Below are 17,318 nucleotides of genomic sequence, written 5' to 3' on the forward strand. Positions count from 1 at the left end.
GCGACCAGCCCCGCCGTGCAGGACTCCGCCGTGGCGACGGTCTCGCCGCGCTCGAGGAGGACCTCGGCGACGACGTCGTCGAGGGAGCGCCCGTCATCGGCATAGATCTGCTCACCGAAGGTGGCGCTGAGGCTCGCGTGGAGGTCGCCGTAGGCGCCGGCAGCCTCGGGGGCGAAGCGGCTGACGATCTCGAGCTCGCCGTCGCGCACGCAGGTCGTGACCTCCAGGCCCGCCTCGTCCAGCGGCCCGTGGGCGTCCTCGTGGACCCGCAGCGCCGCCGCGAGCTCGGCCTCGGGCGGTCCCCAGATCCGGATCTCGGCCTGGCGCAGCTCACTCGCCCGGTCGAGCACGGCGCGGACCGGCGCGCTGGCGATCGCTTCGGCCCACATCGGCTGCAGCTCGCTCGGCGGCCCCGGGAGGACGACGACCGCTGCGCCACCGTCCGCGGCCGGGACGACGAGTCCCGGCGCGGTCCCGATCGGCGTGAGGACGACCGCGCCGTCGGGCACCATCGCCTGCTTCTCCGAGCCCTGGCGCAGGATCTCCGGCGGCGTGGTCCAGCTCCGGCGCGCGGCGTAGCCGGCGACGATCTCCTCGATCCGGTCCGCCAGGTCGCGGTCCAGGGCCATCGCGCGGCCCTGCACCTGCGCGACGACCTCGGCGGTGAGGTCGTCGGCGGTGGGGCCGAGGCCACCGCTGGTGATGACGAGGTCGTGGTCGGCGAGCTGGAAGCGCAGGGCCGTCGCGAGGTCCTCGCGCCGGTCGCCGACGACGACCGTCCGGCCCACGTCGACGCCGAGCTCGCGCAGCCGCTCCGCCAGCCAGGGGCCGTTGCGGTCGGTGACCCGGCCGGTGAGCACCTCGGTGCCGGTGACGACGATCCCGGCCCTGATCGGTCGCACTCCCATGGCACCGATCGTAGGGACCAGACCCCACCCGAGGACGAAGGCCCCCGACGGGATCCGTCGGGGGCCTTCGGTGCCAGTGGCCAGGGGCGGGGTCGAACCGCCGACCTACCGATTTTCAGTCGGTCGCTCGTACCAACTGAGCTACCTGGCCGGGCAGTCGCACACCCTACCGGAGGGTGGCGGCCCGCACGAAAGCGGCGCCGTGTTCCCTGCCGCCGCCGGCCCCGCGGGCGCCCGCCGATGGGCGCGGGCGCGGCGCGGAGCACTATGCTGGCCCGGCTGTGACGGACCCGTTCGTCGCAGTGGGCCCCCATCGTCTAGCGGCCCAGGACACCGCCCTTTCACGGCGGGTACGCCGGTTCGAATCCGGTTGGGGGTGCGGCTCCTTCCGCCAGTGGCTCGGCGATTGGGTGCCCGGCTCGGGCATGGGCTACAGTTCCATCCGCTTGCCGCGCACAGCGCTGGTGAGCAAGCGAGGCCCCGTAGCGCAGTTGGTTAGCGCGCCGCCCTGTCACGGCGGAGGCCGCGGGTTCGAGTCCCGTCGGGGTCGCAGATGCGCCCGGATCCTTCAGGATCCGGGCGCTTTGCCGTTGTCGGCACAATGACCCCGTGCCGGTCGACATCACTCCCGAGGCCTTCGACGCGCTCGTCGACGCCGCCCTCGACGAGATCCCCGACGAGCTCGCGCGGCTGGTGCGCAATGTCGTCGTACTCGTCGAGGAGGAGCCGCCCGAGGGCGAGCCGGACGACCTGCTCGGCCTCTATGACGGGGTCGCGCTGACCGAGCGCAGTGACGCCTGGCTGCCCGAGCTGCCCGACCGCATCTTCCTCTACCGCGGGCCGCTGACCGACATGTGCGACGACCTCGACGACCTCGTCGAGGAGATCCGGATCACCGTGGTCCACGAGGTCGCCCACCACTTCGGCATCGACGACGACCGTCTGCACGACCTGGGCTACGCCTGACGATCCGCTCCGTTGGGGATAGTCCCTGCCCAAAAGCACCGAAATATGGCCGGTTTCGGTGCTTTTGGGCAGGGACTATCCCGCCGCGAGGAGGAACCCGAGGGAGCAGGCCGCGAGTCCGGTGACGATGGTGAGGCCGGCGTAGGCCGGGCCCCGGCGGGGGCCGAGGTCGCGGGTCTGCACCGCCAGCGAGGAGTACGTCGACAGGCCGCCGCAGAAGCCCGTGCCGACCAACGCCAGGGCGGTCCCGCCGAGGGACCAGCCGACGCAGGCGCCCAGCAGCAGGCTGGCCCCGGTGTTGGCGGCGAGCGTGCCGAGGTGCCATCCCGGCCGCCGCGGGTCGAGGCGCTGGCCCAGCAGGTAGCGCAGCGGCGCCCCCGCCGCGCCGCCCAGGGCGACCCACAGGATCGTCATCGCCCGCTCACCGCTCGTCCTCCTCGGGCAGCGCGGGCGCGAGCTGCCCGACGGCGATCGCGGCAACGACGCAGGCGCCGAGGGTCGCGACGAGATAGGTCAGTGCCAGGACCGGCCGATCGTCGGCGAGCAGGGCCCGCCCCTGCTCCGAGGTCGCGGAGAAGGTCGTGAAGCCGCCGAGCAGGCCGGGGCCGAGAGCGGCCGCCCACGCCGCCGAGCGCCGGGCGAGGGGGAGGAGCAGCAGGGCTGCCAGCAGTGCGCTCCCGGCGACGTTGATGGCGAAGGTCGTCCACGGGAAGCCGGAGCCGTCTGCGGCGAGCTCGCCCGCGCCCCAGCGCAGCGCGGAGCCGACCGCGCCGCCCGCCGCCACGGCGGGCAGCAGGCGCGACAGCGGGGGCATGCCCCGATGCTAGTGACGCGAGAACGAGAGGCAGGTCAGACCCGGATCCGGGTCAGAGCGCCCGGGACGGGGCGCCCGAGCCCGCTCCGCCCTGCCACGGCACCGGCGTGGCGCCCGCCGACTGGCGACGGAACTCCCCGAGGAACCAGATCTGGAAGGCCCGCTGGGCGGGGGAGCGCGGCGCCGTCAGCAGGCGTTGGGCACGGCTGAAGTCGTCGGCTGCGTCGAGCAGGTCGACGAGCCCGCCGATCTGCCGCGCGGTCTCGCGCGGCATCCGCAGGCGGAGGTCGACCGTCGTACGTCCGTCGCCGAAGGCGCTGTCGACCTGCTCGCGGCCCATGTTGGAGCGCAGCGGACGCTCGAGCGCGTCGAAGTGCTCCGAGAGCACCTTGGCGAGGGGGTAGTCGGTCTCGTGCGCCAGCGCCAGCAGCCGGATCTCGCGGCGCAGGTCGCGGTGGTGACGCTGGAACTGACCGAACTCGCGCACCGGGACGCCGTTGATCTGGACGGCGACCTCGCCGACGCGCGTGTGGTCCTCGACCAGGGGCGGAGCGCTGGAGGTCTGCTGGTAGTCGGCGCCGACGGTGTCGGAGAGGTCGGTGGCCGGCTCGAACCAGACCGCCTTGCCGTCCTCGTCGATCTCGGCGCCCCAGGCGATCGAGGCCCGGGAGACCAGGTCGAGGCCGCGGCCAACCGTCGTCAGCGTCGACAGCTGCTCCTCGTCGAGCGCGTCGAGCGAGTCGAGGTCGAAGTTGTCGAGGTCGAAGACGACGTCGTTGGCCGAGCGCGGCTGCGGCGGGATCGTCGAGGTGTCGTGCACCTCGAATCGGGGGTGCTCCCGGGTGCCGCGCAGCTGGAGTCGCAGCGGTGGCTCCCCGTGCAGCACGGCGTTGGTGACGAGCTCGGAGATGGCGAGCTCCGCACACTCGGAGAGGTCGGACCGATCGAGATCCTGGCAGGTCTGCACCACCCAGCGGCGCGCCGTCTGCGCGCTGCCCGGACCGGGAGCAAGGTCCAGTGTCTGTCGGTGGTGCACGGACGAGCCTTCCAGTGCCGTGTGAGCCCGAGTCATCAGTGGTGGGGGGTGCCAAGTGTGGTCGGGTGAGGCCCGATCCCGAGTGCGATACCCCACCGACGTGGTGCTTAAACAACCGATCCGGACCGTCCTGGGTGACGGCCCACGCGAGTGTGACCGACCAGACCGCCGCCGCGGTTTGAGGCTCACGGCCCGGACGCGGAACAATGGTGCCCAACGTCCCCACTCCCCGTCAGCAACGCGCCCAGAGGCGCGCGCAGGAGGAAATCCCATGGCCGCAGGCGACATCGCGCCGGACAGCGCCGACAACAGTGCCGACCGCACCGTCGTCCAGCGCTCCGACCGTCACCAGGTCGTGGTCATCGGCTCCGGGTTCGGTGGGCTCTTCGGCACCAAGGCACTGCGCAAGGCGGACGTCGACGTGACCATGGTCGCCAAGACCTCCCACCACCTCTTCCAGCCGCTGCTCTACCAAGTGGCGACCGGCATCCTCTCCGAGGGCGAGATCGCCCCGCCGACCCGGGAGATCCTCGCGACGCAGAAGAACGCGCAGGTCCTCCTCGGCGAGGTCACCGATGTCGACCTCGAGCAGCGGACCGTCACCTCCCACGTGCTGGGCCGCGAGCTCGTGACGCCCTATGACTCGCTGATCGTCGCCGCCGGCGCGGGCCAGTCCTACTTCGGCAACGACCACTTCGCCGAGTTCGCCCCCGGCATGAAGAGCATCGACGACGCCCTCGAGCTGCGCGGGCGCATCTTCGGCGCGTTCGAGATGGCCGAGCTCGGCGCCTCCCGCGGGGAGAACGTCGACCACCTGCTGACCTTCGTGGTCGTCGGCGCCGGCCCGACGGGCGTCGAGATGGCGGGCCAGATCGCCGAGCTCGCGCACCGCACCCTGACCCGCGACTTCCGCGCGATCAGCACCCGCCAGGCACGCGTCATCCTCGTCGACGCCGCGCCGCAGGTGCTGCCCCCCTTCGGCGCCAAGCTGGGCCGTTGGACCGAGGAGAAGCTCGAGAAGCTCGGCGTCGAGGTCAAGACCGGTGCGCTGGTGTCCGACGTCGACGAGCGTGGCCTGGTGGTCAAGTACAAGGACGGCTCGTCGGAGCGGATCGAGGCCGTCGCCAAGGTGTGGGCCGCCGGCGTCCAGGCCAACCCGCTGGGCAAGCAGCTCGCCGAGCAGACCGGTGCGCCGCTCGACCGCGCGGGCCGGATCGCCGTCAACCCCGACCTCACCCTGCCGGGCTATCCCGAGGTCTTCGTGGTCGGCGACATGATCTCGCTCGACAACCTCCCCGGCGTCGCGCAGGTCGCGATCCAGGGCGCCAAGTACGCCGCCAAGGAGATCGACGGCCGCCTCAAGGGCAAGCCGGCGCAGGGCCCGTTCAAGTACTTCGACAAGGGCTCGATGGCCATCATCAGCCGCTTCCGGGCGGTCGCGATGGTCGGCAAGCTCCGCATCACCGGCGTCCTCGCCTGGCTGATGTGGCTGGTCGTGCACCTCTTCTACCTGACCGGCTTCAAGAACCGCGTCACCGCGGTGCTGCGCTGGGCGGTCTCCTTCATCGGCACCGGCCGCTCCGAGCGGACGTCCACCGAGCAGCAGATCTTCGCCCGTGTCGCCCTGCAGCGCCTCGCGCGGGGCACCAAGGAGCTCGTCTCTGAGCCGGGTGAGTTCGAGGAGCGCCGTCGCGCCGAGCTCGAGGCCCGGGCCGCCGAGGAGGCGCGCCTGAGCGACGAGAACAAGCGTGGCGTGAAGACCGGCTGACCGTCAGGCCTCACGCAGCGCTCGCGGCAGGATGAAGACGCCCTCGGCCTCGGCGGTGACGCCGCGCGGACCGATGATGTGCGCCTTGGCCCAGGTCTTGATGCCGTCCTCGCGATCGATCCAGGCCTCCACGCGCAGGTCGCCGAGCGGCGTGCCCTGGCGATAGACGATGGTCAGCGTCCCGGTCATGCCGGGGCGGCCGCCGGCGCCGACCGCGTGGCCGAGCACCTGGTCGAGGACGAGGGAGACGACGCCGCCGTGGACCAGGCCCGGTGGGCCCTCGTACGCCGCGCCGCAGTGGAAGTCGCTCTCGGCTCGGCCGCTGGGGTCGCTGTGGACGACGATCGGCGGGGCGATGGGGTTGCGCAGGCCGATGACGGGGTTGCCCCACGGTCGGCGACGGCCACCGGTGAGGTGCTCCTGGCCGAGCGTCTGCGTGCGTCGCGCCTTGCGCAGGCGGGCGACGGCCGCCTCCACGTCGGCCTGCGCGGCGCGCACCTCGTCCTCCTCGACGGCCGACGACACGCAGAGGTCGACCAGCTCGCGGGCGGCGTCGGCGAGCGGCCGCCACACGCGCGCCTCCGCGTCGACGGCCGCGGCCTCGTCGGCGGGCGGGGCGTCGGAGGGGAACTGCCAGTTCATGGCAGCAGACTAGAACAGGTTCTCGTTTTCTGCCGCGCGGAATCCGGTGGACGGGCGCGCGACGGGGCTGGTGGGATGACGTCATGACCGCACTCGTCGAGCCCGATGTCCGCCGCTGGGAGAGCTGGGCGGCGATGATCCAGGACTTCGGCGACGTCGCGCAGATGCACGGCTCGGGCCACTGGCACCTCGAGGGACCGCCGGTCCCCACCCGCGCCGGTTGTGAGGCGTTCGTGCTGATGACGGAGCTGACCGCGCCCGCGGACCCCGACGGCACGCGGGTGCCCTCGACGTACTTCTGGATCACGGCCGGCGACGGCGGCTGGGACGACGAGGTCGTCGGGTTCGTGCACCTGCGCCATCACCTCAACGACCACCTGCTGGTCCACGGCGGTCACCTCGGCTACGCCGTGCGTCCCTCCGCGCGTCGTCGGGGGCATGCGACGGCCGCGCTCGCCCTCGGCCTGCAGGCCGCCGCGCGGCTCGGTGTCGAGCAGGCGTTGCTGACCTGCGAGGCCGGCAACGAGCCGTCGCGGCGCACGATCGAGCGCAACGGTGGGGTGTTCGAGGACGAGACCGCGGAGGGTCTGCTCCGCTTCTGGGTGCCGACGGCCAGCTGACCGCGCGGATCAGGTGGCGGCGTACTCCTGCTCGACGGCGTGGCCGGGGCGCAGCTCGGGGCGCAGGCGATAGAGCGCCGTCGTGAACCAGTAGGGGTCGACCATCGACGAGGTGATGACGACCAGTGGCAGGCCCGGACGCTCGGCGAGGACGGTCCACTGACGCTGGCCGGGCTCGCCGACGATCGCGATCGGCGTGTAGGGGCTGGCGAGGTCGACGACCTCGGTGTGGCCGGCGCGGGTGATCCGCAGCTGGCCGCGGGTGATGGTCAGCTTGGTGACCGTGCAGCTCGCCCGGACCGCCCACACCACGAGGGTCACGAAGCCCAGGAGGGCGGCGACGCCACCGGCGAGCGCGGTCTGCTCCTGGTAGGCGACCCAGCCGGTGACCGCGGTGGCCGCGAGCGCTGCGACGAGGATCAAGGACATCGCCCGCCGCATCCCCGACCGGATGGGGAAGTCGGCGTCGGTCGAGGCGTGGAGCGAGTCGCGGTGCTCCTCCGGCTCGGTCCAGTTGCCGTGCTTGATCTGGGGTACGCCGGGCGTGCCGCCGTGCTGCGCTGCGGGAGCCGCCAGCCGCTCGGCCTCGGCCGCGCGAGCGGCGGCCCGACGGCTGCTGGTGTCGGCGGACAGGTCGCCGCGATCGCGCGGCGCGGCCTCCGCGGGTCGGTCTGCCGGCGTGATCCGCGGGCGGGTGTCGCGCGGCGCGTCGCCCTGCAGCGCCTCGACGACGGAGCGGCCGGCCGTGGTGCTGTCGGGCGTCGCGCTGCGTGGGGGCCGCGGGACGGTGTCGCCGCCGAGCGCCGCGACGACCGAGCGCCCGGCATCGACGGCGTCGACAGCATCGGCACCGGCCTCGGCGAGTCGAGAGGGAGCGGGGGTGTCAACGGGAGCAGTCATGTGGTCCACCGGTGTCGGGGTCGCCGAGGGCGACGTCGTGGCTGCAATGGCGCCACCGCGCGGAGCGCCGATCACTCGGGCGTCCCTTGCGTAGGTGGCGCGTTTGTTCAGCCAGGCACGGATCGTCTCCGTGTCGGGCCCGAACTCGTCATTGCTCCCCATGACAGAGTCCTCCCTTCCCCTCTCCCACCTGCGAGGATACTCCCGCCGGCGGCGCCACGTCCTCGGTTCGAAGGACTGCCCGGCATGGTCCGTTCGGGCCATCGCGGATGGGTACAAGGGACCGGTCGGTGGGCCGGGTAGATTGAGAGTCGTTCCCGAGTGTCCGCCGACGTCGACTGAGAGGGAGGGCTCGTGTCCGCAACCGAGGAGCGTCCGACCGCTCTGCGGCCGACCAGGCAGCGGGTCGCGATCACCGATGCCCTGCGCAGCGCCGCCGACTTCCAGAGCGCCCAGGACATCCACGACAACCTGCGCCGGGCGGGGGACAAGGTCGGTCTCGCGACCGTCTACCGGACCCTGCAGGCGATGGCCGAGTCCGGCGAGGTCGATGTCCGGCACAACCCGGCCGGCGAGGCGACGTACCGCCGCTGCAGCGAGGCCCACCACCACCACCTGGTCTGCCGCTCCTGCGGTCGCACGGTCGAGATCACCGGCTCCGCCGTCGAGCGGTGGGCCCACGCCATCGCCGACGAGCACGGCTTCACCGACGTCACCCACACCGTCGAGCTCGTCGGTCTCTGCGCCGACTGCGCGGCCGCCGCGGCGCGAGAGTAGCCCTCGCGCAGAGCGTCGGGGCCGCTCCTCGGGCCGACGAGCCGGGCGGTCGTCGACCAGACTCCGCGGAATCGGGGACGTTGGTCCGCCGAGCGGTGGGTACTGAAAACGCACCTCGACCTACGAGGTGCTGTATCCACCAACGGAGGTAAGTCCATGCCCAGCCTGCTCTGGATTCTCGCGGTTCTGCTCATCGTCGGCGGCGTCGTCACCCTGATCCAGGGGTCCGTCGTCCTGGGCATCGTGCTCATCGTCGTCGGCCTGCTGGTCGGACCCGGCGGTGTGTCCATCTTCAACGGCCGCTCGCACCACGCCTGACGCTGCAGCAGCCACTCCCCGTACGCCCCGCGTGAACTGGTGCCACGCGGGGCGTACGTCTGCCCGGACAGGTGCCTTGGCTAGGGTTCTCGGCGTATGGGGGCGCTGCGCGGGATGCCCGCGGTCCCGGATGCCTTCATGCAGCGGGCCGTTAGCTCAGTTGGTAGAGCACCGGACTTTTAATCCGAGTGTCGTCGGTTCGAGCCCGACACGGCCTACCCGCGCGATGCGTCGAGCGGCCAGTTTGCAGGGCCGACATCGGTGCGTTGCAGAACCTTCACCCACGAACCCAGGTTCGTGGCGTTCAGGTGGTTCCTCTGTCGCCTGACGTTGATAGGGTCGATCCTGCAGCGGCTGCAGTTCTTAGGGTTTGAAAACGCCTGCGGAGTTCGTGGCCGACGGCGTATCTGGTTTGTGGTCTGGAATCACGGGTCGGAGCGACGTGTCATCGCAGCCGCTGCGGGTCGCCGAGGTGGCGGCTCTCGCCCCGACACAAGGAGTAACGAGCAACATGGCTCAGGGCACCGTTAAGTGGTTCAGCGCGGAGAAGGGCTTCGGCTTCATCGAGCAGGAGGGCGGCGGCGACGACGTCTTCGTGCACTACTCCGCCATTCAGTCCAACGGCTACAAGTCGCTGGAGGACAACCAGAAGGTCGAGTTCGACGTCACGCAGGGCCCCAAGGGCCCGCAGGCGGAGAACGTTCGCCCGCTGTGATCCTCCCCAGGATCTGAACCGGACGACGACGTCGTCCCACAGGGCCTCGCCGCTCGGCGAGGCCCTGTGAATTTTTGTCGAAGTTTCAGGGTTCGACTCCCCGAGTTCGGGGGATGATGTTCCCAGGATTCCGTGCAGGTCCGAATGAGGGAGGGGCTGATGATGGATCAGTTCGACGTCACCCTCGAGGACGGGGACCTTCTCGTCGAGGTGGAGCTGACCACCAACCTGATCATCGCGGCCAGCGCCTCGGACGAGCGTCTCTCGGCCGAGGAGATCGACCGCATCCTCGGCGTCGCCCGCGTCGACTAGACCCACTCACCGCGATCGACGATGGGCGCCGTTCTCGCGCGCCCTTGAAATTGATACCCTAGGGGGGTATGGTTTCAACCATGAGTGAACACGAGGGCCACTACGGCTACCTCAAGCGTCAGGACGACTACCTCAAGCGCCTCAAGCGCATCGAGGGGCAGGCGCGCGGGCTGCAGCGGATGGTCGAGGAGGAGAAGTACTGCATCGACATCCTCACCCAGGTCGCCGCCATGACCAGTGCCCTCCAGTCCTTCTCGATGGGCCTGCTCGAGGAGCACCTGAGCCACTGCGTCGTCGGCGCCGCCCGTGCCGGCGACGACGAGGCTCGCGTGAAGATCGACGAGGCGATGGCCGCGATCACGCGGCTCGTGAAGTCCTGACCGCCACTTTCGACAACCCAGCCCGACAGGGAGTACGACGATGAGCACCACCACCACCTGGACCGTCACCGGTATGACCTGCGGCCACTGCGCCGCCTCCGTCACCGAGGAGGTCACCGAGATCCCCGGCGTCGAGGCCGTCGACGTCACCGTCGCGACCGGCACGGTCGTGGTCACCAGCACCGAGCCGATCGCCCGCGAGGCCATCGACGCGGCGGTGACCGAGGCCGGCTACACCCTCGTCTGATGTCCCGCCGCCAGCGGATCGCCGCGTTCGTCGTCGCCCTCGCGGCGGTCCTCGCGCTCGCGATCGGGATCGGGCGCTGGGTCGGGCCGATCGCGACCGACGACGAGGACGACCATGCGCACGACGACCGGACCGTGCTGACCCCCGACGACCCCGACGACTCCGACGACTCCGGTGACGCCGGTGACGCGGCCGCCGCACCGCCGACCACCCTGGACCTCGAGCGGACGGTCCACGACGCCGGCCGGCAGCGGCTCGCGTTCACGATCCGCGACGCTGCGGGGGAGCCGGTGACGTCGTACGACGTCGTCCACGAGAAGCGCCTGCACCTGGTGGTCGTGCGGACCGACCTCGGCGGCTATCGCCACGTGCACCCCCGGCTCGACGCCGCCACCGGTCAATGGGCCGTCGACGTGGACCTGGACACCGGCTCCTGGCGCGTCTACGCCGACTTCACGCCGACCGGTGGCGCCGCGACCATCGCGCAGGCCGATCTCCAGGTCGCGGGCGACTTCACGCCCGTCGAGCTGGGCGCCGACGACGCGACGGCCGAGGTCGACGGCTACGAGGTCCACCTGGCCCGCGACGGCGACGAGCTGGCGCTGCACGTGAGCCGCGACGGTGCGCCGGTGACCGACCTGGAGCCCCATCTCGGCGCCTATGGCCACCTCGTCGCGATCCGGGCTGCGGACCTCGCCTCTCTGCACGTCCACCCCGAGGAGGGGGAGGCCGGGCCCGGGGTCGCGTTCCACGCCGCCCTCGATCAGGCCGGTCGCTACCGGCTGTTCTTCGAGTTCAGCCACGCCGGGGCCGTCCACCGCGCGGAGCTCACCCTGACCGCGGATGTCCCGGGCGACAGCGGCCACAACGATGGCACCGATCACTCCGGTGGCGCCGATGACGAGCACGAGGAAGGAGACGGTGATGAGCACGACCACTGAGTCCGCCGCGACGTCAGCAGTGGAGGTCGACCTCGACCTCACCGGCATGACCTGCGCCTCCTGCGCCAACCGGATCGAGCGCAAGCTCAACAAGCTCGAGGGCGTGACGGCGACCGTCAACTACGCGACCGAGCGTGCCCGCGTGCAGCACGCCGACGACGTCGAGGTGCTGACGCTGATCGAGGCCGTCGAGTCCGCCGGCTACGGCGCCCGCGTCCACCGCGCGACCCCGGAGCCGACCGCCGGTGACCCGGGCGGCCGGGACGACCCGGGCGCGGAGCCGCGCGACCCCGAGCTCGACGCCCTGCGCGCCCGCCTCCTCGGGTCCCTGGTCCTCACCGTCCCGGTCGTCCTGCTCGCGATGGTGCCGCCCCTGCAGTTCGACCACTGGCAGTGGCTGTCGCTGACCCTGGCCGCGCCGGTCGCCACCTGGGGCGCGTGGCCCTTCCACCGGGCCGCGTGGATCAACCTGCGCCACGGCGCGACCACGATGGACACCCTGGTCTCCGTCGGCGTGCTCGCCGCCTTCGCGTGGTCGCTCGTCGCGCTCTTCCTCGGCGACGCCGGAGCGGAGGGCATGCGCCACCCGTTCCAGCTCTTCTCCGGCTGGGGTGAGGCGCCGAGCAGCGGGCTCGGTGACATCTACCTCGAGACCGCGGCCGGCGTCACGACCTTCCTCCTCGCCGGACGCTTCTTCGAGAAGCGCTCCAAGCGCCAGGCCGGCGCAGCCCTGCGCGCGCTCGCCGACACCGGTGCCCGCGACGTCGCGGTCCTGCGCGACGGCATCGACGGGCCCGAGTCGCCGCTGCCCGTCGCGGACCTCGCGGTCGGCGACCTGTTCGTCGTACGACCGGGGGAGAAGGTCGCCACCGACGGTGCGGTCGTCCGCGGTACGTCGTCGATCGACGCCTCCCTGCTGACCGGCGAGTCGGTGCCGGTCGAGGTCGCCGAGGGGTCGCCGGTCACCGGCGCGACCGTCAACACCACCGGGCGTCTCGTCGTGCGCGCCACCCGCGTCGGCCGCGACACCCATGTCGCGCAGCTCGCGCGACTCGTCGAGGACGCGCAAGCGGGCAAGGCGGCCGCCCAGCGGCTCGCCGACCGGATCTCCGGCGTCTTCGTGCCCCTCGTCATCGCCCTCGCCGTCGGCACCCTCGGCTTCTGGTGGGGCGCCGGCGCGGGCGCGGCGGTCGCCTTCACCGCGGCCGTCTCGGTGCTGATCATCGCCTGCCCCTGCGCGCTGGGCCTGGCCACGCCGACCGCCCTCATGGTCGGCACCGGCCGCGGGGCGCAGCTCGGCATCCTGGTCCGCGGCCCCGAGGCGCTCGAGTCCGCCCAGGCCATCGACACCGTGGTCCTCGACAAGACCGGCACCGTCACGACCGGGCACATGGCCGTCAGTGACGTCCGGGCGTTCGACGCCCCCGCCGAGGACGTACGACGGATCGCCGCCACCCTCGAGGCCGGCTCCGAGCACCCGATCGCCCGCGCGATCGCCACGCTCGTGCCCGACCCCGACCGCGGGGCGCTCGACGAGTTCGCCTCGGCGGCAGGGCTCGGCGTCACCGGCACCGTCGACGGCACCCGGGCCGTGATCGGCCGCGCGTCCTTCGTGGCCGAGCAGGGCCTGGACGTGCCCGACGAGGTGAGCGCCGCCGTCGACGAGGCCCAGGCAGCCGGCGCGACCGCGGTCGTCGTCGGCTGGGACGGCCGAGCGCGCGGCGTGGTCGCCGCGTCCGACACCCTCAAGGAGGGCTCGGCCGACGCGGTCGCGCGGCTCAAGGACCTCGGCCTGCGCCCGGTGCTCCTCACCGGCGACAACCGCCCGGCCGCCGACGCCGTGGCGCGGGAGGTCGGGATCGAGGAGGTCGTGGCCGACGTACTCCCGCACGAGAAGCAGGCCTTCGTCGCCGCCCGTCAGGCCGAGGGCCGGACCGTGGCGATGGTCGGCGACGGCATCAACGACGCGGCCGCCCTCGCTCAGGCCGACCTCGGGATCGCCCTCGGCACCGGCACCGACGTCGCCCGTGAGGCCAGCGACCTGACCATCGTCAGCGGCGACCTCCGGGTCGCGGTCGACGGCATCCGCCTGTCCCGCCGTACCCTCGCCACGATCAAGGGCAACCTGTTCTGGGCCTTCGCCTACAACGTCGCGGCCCTGCCCCTGGCCGCGGCCGCCCTGCTCAGCCCGATGCTCGCCGGCGCCGCGATGGCCTTCTCGAGCGTCTTCGTGGTCACCAACTCGCTGCGGCTGCGCTCCTTCCGCTGACCCTCCGCTGGGATAGTCCCTGCCCAAAAGCACCGTTTCGGCACCGATTTCGGTGCTTTTGGGCAGGGACTACCCCAACCGGAGCGTTCAGCAGGTCGCGAAGAGGACCGGGCCGTGGTTGAAGTTCGACAGCACGAAGGCGTCGGGCTCGGGGGCGAGGTCGAGGGTGACGACGCGGCCGCGGGCGGAGGCGCGGGCGACGGTGAAGCTGTCGGCGAAGGCGCCGCCCTGGCCGAGCGCCGGACCGGCGGCGAGCTGGGACCGGCTGTCGGCGTCGGCGCGGGCCTGGTCCTCGTTCTCGAACGCGAGCGTCACCCGGATGTCGCCGTCCGGCCGCGCGGCGATCGCATAGCCGGCGACCGGGTGGATGCCGCCGGCCTCCTCGATCAGCTCCGCCGCGCGGGTCTGGTCGGCGGGGTCCGGCGAGGTCGTCATCGACAGCTCGGCGCAGGTGTAGTCCCCGGTGTAGGCCGAGGCGCTGAGCGCCTCGCCGGCCGCGTCGACGACGTCGGAGATGCCGTCCTCGCGGTCGCCACGGGCGTCGCCGGCGCGGGCGGCGAGGAAGTCGGGGTCGTCGGAGCCCAGCAGCAGGCCGGCGTCCTCGTCGATCTGGATCGCGGCGAGCTCCGGGGTGACCGGACCGCTGAGCCCCTGGAGCAGGTCGGCGCCGCCCCGCCACACGCCGTCGGCGTCGTCGGGCTCCTCGAAGCCCACGCCGCGCAGGCGATTGCGCACCCGCTCGACGTCGAAGTCCTCGGGCAGTCCGATGATCACGACCGCGCCGTCCTCGCCCTGGGCGAACAGCTCCCAGTCGATCGTCGCGGGGGAGAAGCCGAGATCGGCGTGGATCGCGGGAGCCGACTCCTCGAGCGCCGACACCGGCGCAAGGTCGCGGTCGAACGCCTCCAGCAGGAAGTCCTCGATGTCCTGGGTCGAGGAGCTGGCCGAGAGGTCCGCGTCGAGCTCGTCGCGGACCCCGGCCCAGTCGGTCCAGCTGAAGCGTGCCGTCGAGGCCGGAGCGAGGGCGACGGCTTCGGCGAAGCGGGTCCTGTCCTCGCCGCCGACGACGCGCCACACCACGACGGCCGCGACCACGACGAGCGCGAGCGTCAGGCCCACCACCAGCCAGCGGCGCCGTGACCACCCGCTGAGCACACCGATCGACCGCATCTGCGTAGATTAGTCGCGTGCCCGACATCCTCGCCGCTGGCGTCGTCGTGTTCCGGTCCGGTCGTGAGGTGCTGCTCGTGCACCGTCCCAAGTACGACGACTGGTCCTTCCCCAAGGGCAAGCTCGACCGCGGCGAGCATCCCGCGGCGGCAGCGGTCCGCGAGGTCGCCGAGGAGACCGGACTGCACGTGCGCCTCGGGCCTCCGCTGCCCTCGCAGCGCTATCCCGTGGCCAACCGGATGAAGACGGTGCACTACTGGACCGGCCGGGTGGTCGGCGACGACGACGTGACGGGCTACCGCGCCGGCGACGAGATCGACCGGGTGGCGTGGGTCCCGGTCGACGAGGCGCCGGTCGCGCTGAGCTACGACCACGACCGCGAGACCCTGGCCGCGGCGCTCCGGATCCGGCGCAAGACCCGCGCCCTCGTCGTACTCCGGCATGCGCGGGCGCGCTCCCGCACGGCCTGGCGCGGCCCGGACCCCGGCCGCCCGTTGCTCAAGGCGGGGGAGGACGTCGCCGTCCGGCTGGTGCCGCTGCTCGCCGCCTACGACGTCACCCGCATCGTCACCTCGCCGAGCACCCGCTGCGTGCAGACCGTCGCTCCCTATGCCGCCACCACCGGATTCGAGCCCGACCTCAGGAGCGGTCTGACCGAGGAGGAAGCCTCGCAGCGCGCCGTCGAGGAGATCGTCGGCGAGGCGCTGGAGGCCGACGCCGGGACCGTCGTCTGCAGTCACCGCCCCGTCCTCCCCCTGGTGTACGACGCCGCGGGGCTCGGCGCCCGCTCGGCTGCCGTGCCCCAGGAGACCGGCGAGATGCTCGTGCTGCATGTCCGCAAGGGCCGTGTGGTGGCCGTCGAGCGGCACCACCCGGGCGCCTGAGCGGCGCCTGAGACCGGCCCCACAGCGAAACGCCGACTCGACCGGTCCTGTTCACCGTCCGTTCAGGTCGGTCGGTGGGTTGCGTTACCGACGCTGCCTAACTTCTTGGAACGTCCGAAGTACGAACCGAGGGGTCGGTTGTGTTCACGCCCCTCATCCCGAGAGGCAGTTCCTTGAACCTCATTCCGATCCGCCGCGCGCTCGTTCCCGGCATCGCGGCCCTCGCCCTGGCCCTGACCGCCTGCGGCTCCGACGACTCCGAGGGCGGCTCCGGCGATGCCGCCGATCTCTCCGGCGAGCTCAGCATCGGCGGTGCCTCCTCGCAGGAGTCGGCGCAGAACGCCTGGATCGTCGGCTTCAGCGAGATCGCTCCCGACGTCGTCGTCAACTACGACCCCACGGGGTCCGGCACCGGCCGTGAGAACTTCGTCTCCGGCGGCTTCCCGATCGCGGGCTCCGACGCCTACCTCACCGATGACGAGGGTGAGCTGACCGATGCCAAGGAGCAGTGCGGCGGCGAGGTCATCGAGGTCCCCAACTACGTCTCCCCGATCGCGGTCATCTTCAACGTCCCCGGCGTCGAGGACCTGAACCTGACCCCGGAGACCCTGGGCGGCATCTTCGCCGGCAAGATCACCAAGTGGAACGACCCGGCCATCGTCGAGACCAACGCCGACGCGGACCTGCCCGACGCTGACATCACCCCGGTCCACCGCGCCGACGACTCGGGCACGACCGAGAACTTCACCAGCTACCTCGACGCGGTCGCCACCGACGCCTGGGGCGCGGGCGTCCTCGAGACCTGGCCGGCCGAGTACGGCGGCGAGGCCGGCGACGGCACCTCCGGGCTCGTCCAGGTCGTGACCCAGAACGAGAACACGATCGGCTACGCCGACGCCAGCCAGGCCGGTGGCCTGGGCCAGGCCAACATCGCCGTCGGTGACGAGTTCGTCGCACCGTCCGCCGAGGCCGCCGCCAAGATCCTCGACGTGTCTCCGCGCGTCGAGGGCCGCGACGCCGGTGACCTGGCGTTCGAGCTGGACCACACCACGACGGAGGCCGGCACCTACCCGATCGTGCTGACGTCCTACCTGCTGGCGTGCCCCACCTACGAGGACGCCGCCACGGCCGACCTGGTCAAGGCCTACATGGAGTACATCGTCTCGGACGAGGGTCAGGAGCAGGGCTCGGCCGAGGCCGGCTCCGCGCCGCTGAGCGATGAGCTGCAGAGCGAGGTCCAGACCATCATCGAAGGCATCTCGGCTCGCTGAGAACGTCCTCGAGCCGATGAGTGGGGGGAGTCGAAGGACGAGGAGCTGGCCGAGGAGCCTGCCGAGGGTGCTGAGGGTGCTGGGGCGAACCTGGCGTGAGCGCCACCGTGGATCCCACCTCGACCGACCTCACCGGCAACAGCCGCGTCGGCGACACCATCTTCAGCAGGACCGCGCTGCTCGGCGCGCTGCTGGTCATCGCCTTCCTTGCCGGTGTCGGAACCTTCCTGGTCGTCCAGGGCCTTCCGGCACTCGGCGCCCACGAGGAGCAGACCTGGGGCAAGTCGAGCGTCTGGACCCTGGTCGCGCCGCTGCTCTTCGGCACCGTGCTGGCGTCGCTCGTGGCGATGGTGATCGTGACGCCGCTGGCCATCGGCCTG

20 protein-coding genes, 4 tRNA genes and 1 pseudogene are annotated in these 17,318 nt (G+C 72.0%); 17 read left to right on the plus strand and 8 right to left on the minus strand.

What is annotated here, in order from left to right; genetic code table 11:
- On the minus strand, positions 1-908 hold a 908-nt coding region (locus E9934_RS18415), incomplete at its 3' end, for a molybdopterin-binding protein (protein WP_136564385.1).
- A 77-nt stretch (positions 909-985) separates the two neighbouring features.
- Positions 986-1,059 (minus strand) — tRNA-Phe (locus E9934_RS18420).
- Positions 1,060-1,214: 155 nt separating this feature from the next.
- Between E9934_RS18420 and E9934_RS18425 the strand changes: the two genes are divergently transcribed.
- The 3 genes from E9934_RS18425 (at position 1,215) to E9934_RS18435 (ending at position 1,874) form a co-directional block, all read left to right on the plus strand.
- Positions 1,215-1,287: transfer RNA gene (locus tag E9934_RS18425), tRNA-Glu, on the plus strand.
- 97 nt (positions 1,288-1,384) lie between these two features.
- Positions 1,385-1,458 (plus strand) — tRNA-Asp (locus tag E9934_RS18430).
- Positions 1,459-1,517: 59 nt separating this feature from the next.
- On the plus strand, positions 1,518-1,874 hold the full coding sequence (locus tag E9934_RS18435; RefSeq protein WP_136564368.1) for a metallopeptidase family protein: 357 nt from the start codon (positions 1,518-1,520) through the stop codon (positions 1,872-1,874).
- A 75-nt stretch (positions 1,875-1,949) separates the two neighbouring features.
- On the opposite strand, the gene E9934_RS18440 is transcribed toward E9934_RS18435, so the two are convergent.
- From E9934_RS18440 to E9934_RS18450, 3 genes are read right to left on the minus strand one after another with little or no spacing between them, the layout of a single operon-like run.
- Positions 1,950-2,288, minus strand: a complete 339-nt coding sequence (locus E9934_RS18440) for a fluoride efflux transporter FluC (RefSeq protein ID WP_136564369.1) — start codon at positions 2,286-2,288, stop codon at positions 1,950-1,952.
- 7 nt (positions 2,289-2,295) lie between these two features.
- A complete protein-coding gene (locus E9934_RS18445) occupies positions 2,296-2,688 on the minus strand; it encodes a fluoride efflux transporter FluC (protein WP_136564370.1) in 393 nt (130 codons plus the stop codon).
- Positions 2,689-2,740: 52 nt separating this feature from the next.
- Positions 2,741-3,724 carry an ATP-binding protein gene (locus E9934_RS18450; RefSeq protein ID WP_193556928.1) on the minus strand — a complete coding sequence of 328 codons (984 nt, stop codon included), beginning with the start codon at positions 3,722-3,724 and terminating at the stop codon, positions 2,741-2,743.
- Positions 3,725-3,995: 271 nt separating this feature from the next.
- Here E9934_RS18450 and E9934_RS18455 point away from each other — a divergent pair, with 271 nt between their 5' ends.
- Positions 3,996-5,492, plus strand: a complete 1,497-nt coding sequence (locus tag E9934_RS18455; protein ID WP_136564372.1) for an NAD(P)/FAD-dependent oxidoreductase — start codon at positions 3,996-3,998, stop codon at positions 5,490-5,492.
- A 3-nt stretch (positions 5,493-5,495) separates the two neighbouring features.
- On the opposite strand, the gene E9934_RS18460 is transcribed toward E9934_RS18455, so the two are convergent.
- Positions 5,496-6,134: a PaaI family thioesterase gene (locus tag E9934_RS18460; RefSeq protein ID WP_202977386.1), complete on the minus strand. Its 639-nt coding sequence runs from the start codon at positions 6,132-6,134 to the stop codon at positions 5,496-5,498.
- A gap of 83 nt (positions 6,135-6,217) precedes the next feature.
- Here E9934_RS18460 and E9934_RS18465 point away from each other — a divergent pair, with 83 nt between their 5' ends.
- Positions 6,218-6,754: a GNAT family N-acetyltransferase gene (locus E9934_RS18465; protein WP_136564373.1), complete on the plus strand. Its 537-nt coding sequence runs from the start codon at positions 6,218-6,220 to the stop codon at positions 6,752-6,754.
- Positions 6,755-6,763: 9 nt separating this feature from the next.
- Here the strand turns inward: E9934_RS18465 and E9934_RS18470 are convergent, their stop codons facing one another.
- On the minus strand, positions 6,764-7,654 hold the full coding sequence (locus E9934_RS18470; protein ID WP_136564374.1) for a hypothetical protein: 891 nt from the start codon (positions 7,652-7,654) through the stop codon (positions 6,764-6,766).
- Between the two features lie 354 nt (positions 7,655-8,008).
- Between E9934_RS18470 and E9934_RS18475 the strand changes: the two genes are divergently transcribed.
- The 9 genes from E9934_RS18475 (at position 8,009) to E9934_RS18505 (ending at position 13,613) form a co-directional block, all read left to right on the plus strand.
- Positions 8,009-8,431 carry a Fur family transcriptional regulator gene (locus E9934_RS18475; protein ID WP_136564375.1) on the plus strand — a complete coding sequence of 141 codons (423 nt, stop codon included), beginning with the start codon at positions 8,009-8,011 and terminating at the stop codon, positions 8,429-8,431.
- Positions 8,432-8,587: 156 nt separating this feature from the next.
- Positions 8,588-8,749, plus strand: coding sequence for a GPGG-motif small membrane protein (locus E9934_RS19855; RefSeq protein WP_162851571.1), 162 nt, complete (start codon positions 8,588-8,590; stop codon positions 8,747-8,749).
- A gap of 145 nt (positions 8,750-8,894) precedes the next feature.
- Positions 8,895-8,967, plus strand: a tRNA-Lys gene (locus tag E9934_RS18480).
- A gap of 293 nt (positions 8,968-9,260) precedes the next feature.
- The gene (locus E9934_RS18485; RefSeq protein WP_038681651.1) at positions 9,261-9,464 is read left to right on the plus strand and encodes a cold-shock protein; all 204 of its coding nucleotides are present in this window, start codon (positions 9,261-9,263) and stop codon (positions 9,462-9,464) included.
- 159 nt (positions 9,465-9,623) lie between these two features.
- Positions 9,624-9,776, plus strand: coding sequence for a hypothetical protein (locus tag E9934_RS19860; RefSeq protein WP_162851572.1), 153 nt, complete (start codon positions 9,624-9,626; stop codon positions 9,774-9,776).
- 80 nt (positions 9,777-9,856) lie between these two features.
- Positions 9,857-10,156 (plus strand): metal-sensitive transcriptional regulator, encoded by a 300-nt coding sequence (locus tag E9934_RS18490; protein WP_136564376.1) that lies wholly within the window; start codon positions 9,857-9,859, stop codon positions 10,154-10,156.
- 40 nt (positions 10,157-10,196) lie between these two features.
- A complete protein-coding gene (locus E9934_RS18495; protein ID WP_136564377.1) occupies positions 10,197-10,403 on the plus strand; it encodes a cation transporter in 207 nt (68 codons plus the stop codon).
- A complete protein-coding gene (locus tag E9934_RS18500; protein ID WP_136564378.1) occupies positions 10,403-11,344 on the plus strand; it encodes a hypothetical protein in 942 nt (313 codons plus the stop codon). The genes E9934_RS18495 and E9934_RS18500 overlap by 1 nt, the downstream gene beginning before the upstream one ends.
- Positions 11,328-13,613 carry a heavy metal translocating P-type ATPase gene (locus tag E9934_RS18505; protein WP_136564379.1) on the plus strand — a complete coding sequence of 762 codons (2,286 nt, stop codon included), beginning with the start codon at positions 11,328-11,330 and terminating at the stop codon, positions 13,611-13,613. Before E9934_RS18500 ends, E9934_RS18505 begins: the two co-directional genes overlap by 17 nt.
- An 87-nt stretch (positions 13,614-13,700) precedes the next feature.
- Here the strand turns inward: E9934_RS18505 and E9934_RS19740 are convergent, their stop codons facing one another.
- Positions 13,701-14,783: a hypothetical protein gene (locus E9934_RS19740; RefSeq protein ID WP_158295064.1), complete on the minus strand. Its 1,083-nt coding sequence runs from the start codon at positions 14,781-14,783 to the stop codon at positions 13,701-13,703.
- Between the two features lie 17 nt (positions 14,784-14,800).
- On the opposite strand from E9934_RS19740, the gene E9934_RS18515 reads away from it, so the two are divergent.
- The 3 genes and pseudogenes from E9934_RS18515 to E9934_RS18525 all read left to right on the plus strand — a co-directional run.
- Complete coding sequence (locus E9934_RS18515) at positions 14,801-15,667, plus strand: NUDIX hydrolase (RefSeq protein ID WP_136564380.1); 867 nt, start codon at positions 14,801-14,803, stop codon at positions 15,665-15,667.
- Between the two features lie 173 nt (positions 15,668-15,840).
- A complete protein-coding gene (locus E9934_RS18520) occupies positions 15,841-16,938 on the plus strand; it encodes a phosphate ABC transporter substrate-binding protein PstS (protein ID WP_136564381.1) in 1,098 nt (365 codons plus the stop codon).
- A 95-nt stretch (positions 16,939-17,033) separates the two neighbouring features.
- Positions 17,034-17,318: pseudogene (locus E9934_RS18525) on the plus strand (phosphate ABC transporter permease subunit PstC); the annotation flags it as partial.

Origin of the sequence: Nocardioides caeni, assembly GCF_004912195.1 — a bacterium.
Classification (GTDB): Bacteria; Actinomycetota; Actinomycetes; order Propionibacteriales; family Nocardioidaceae; genus Nocardioides; species Nocardioides caeni.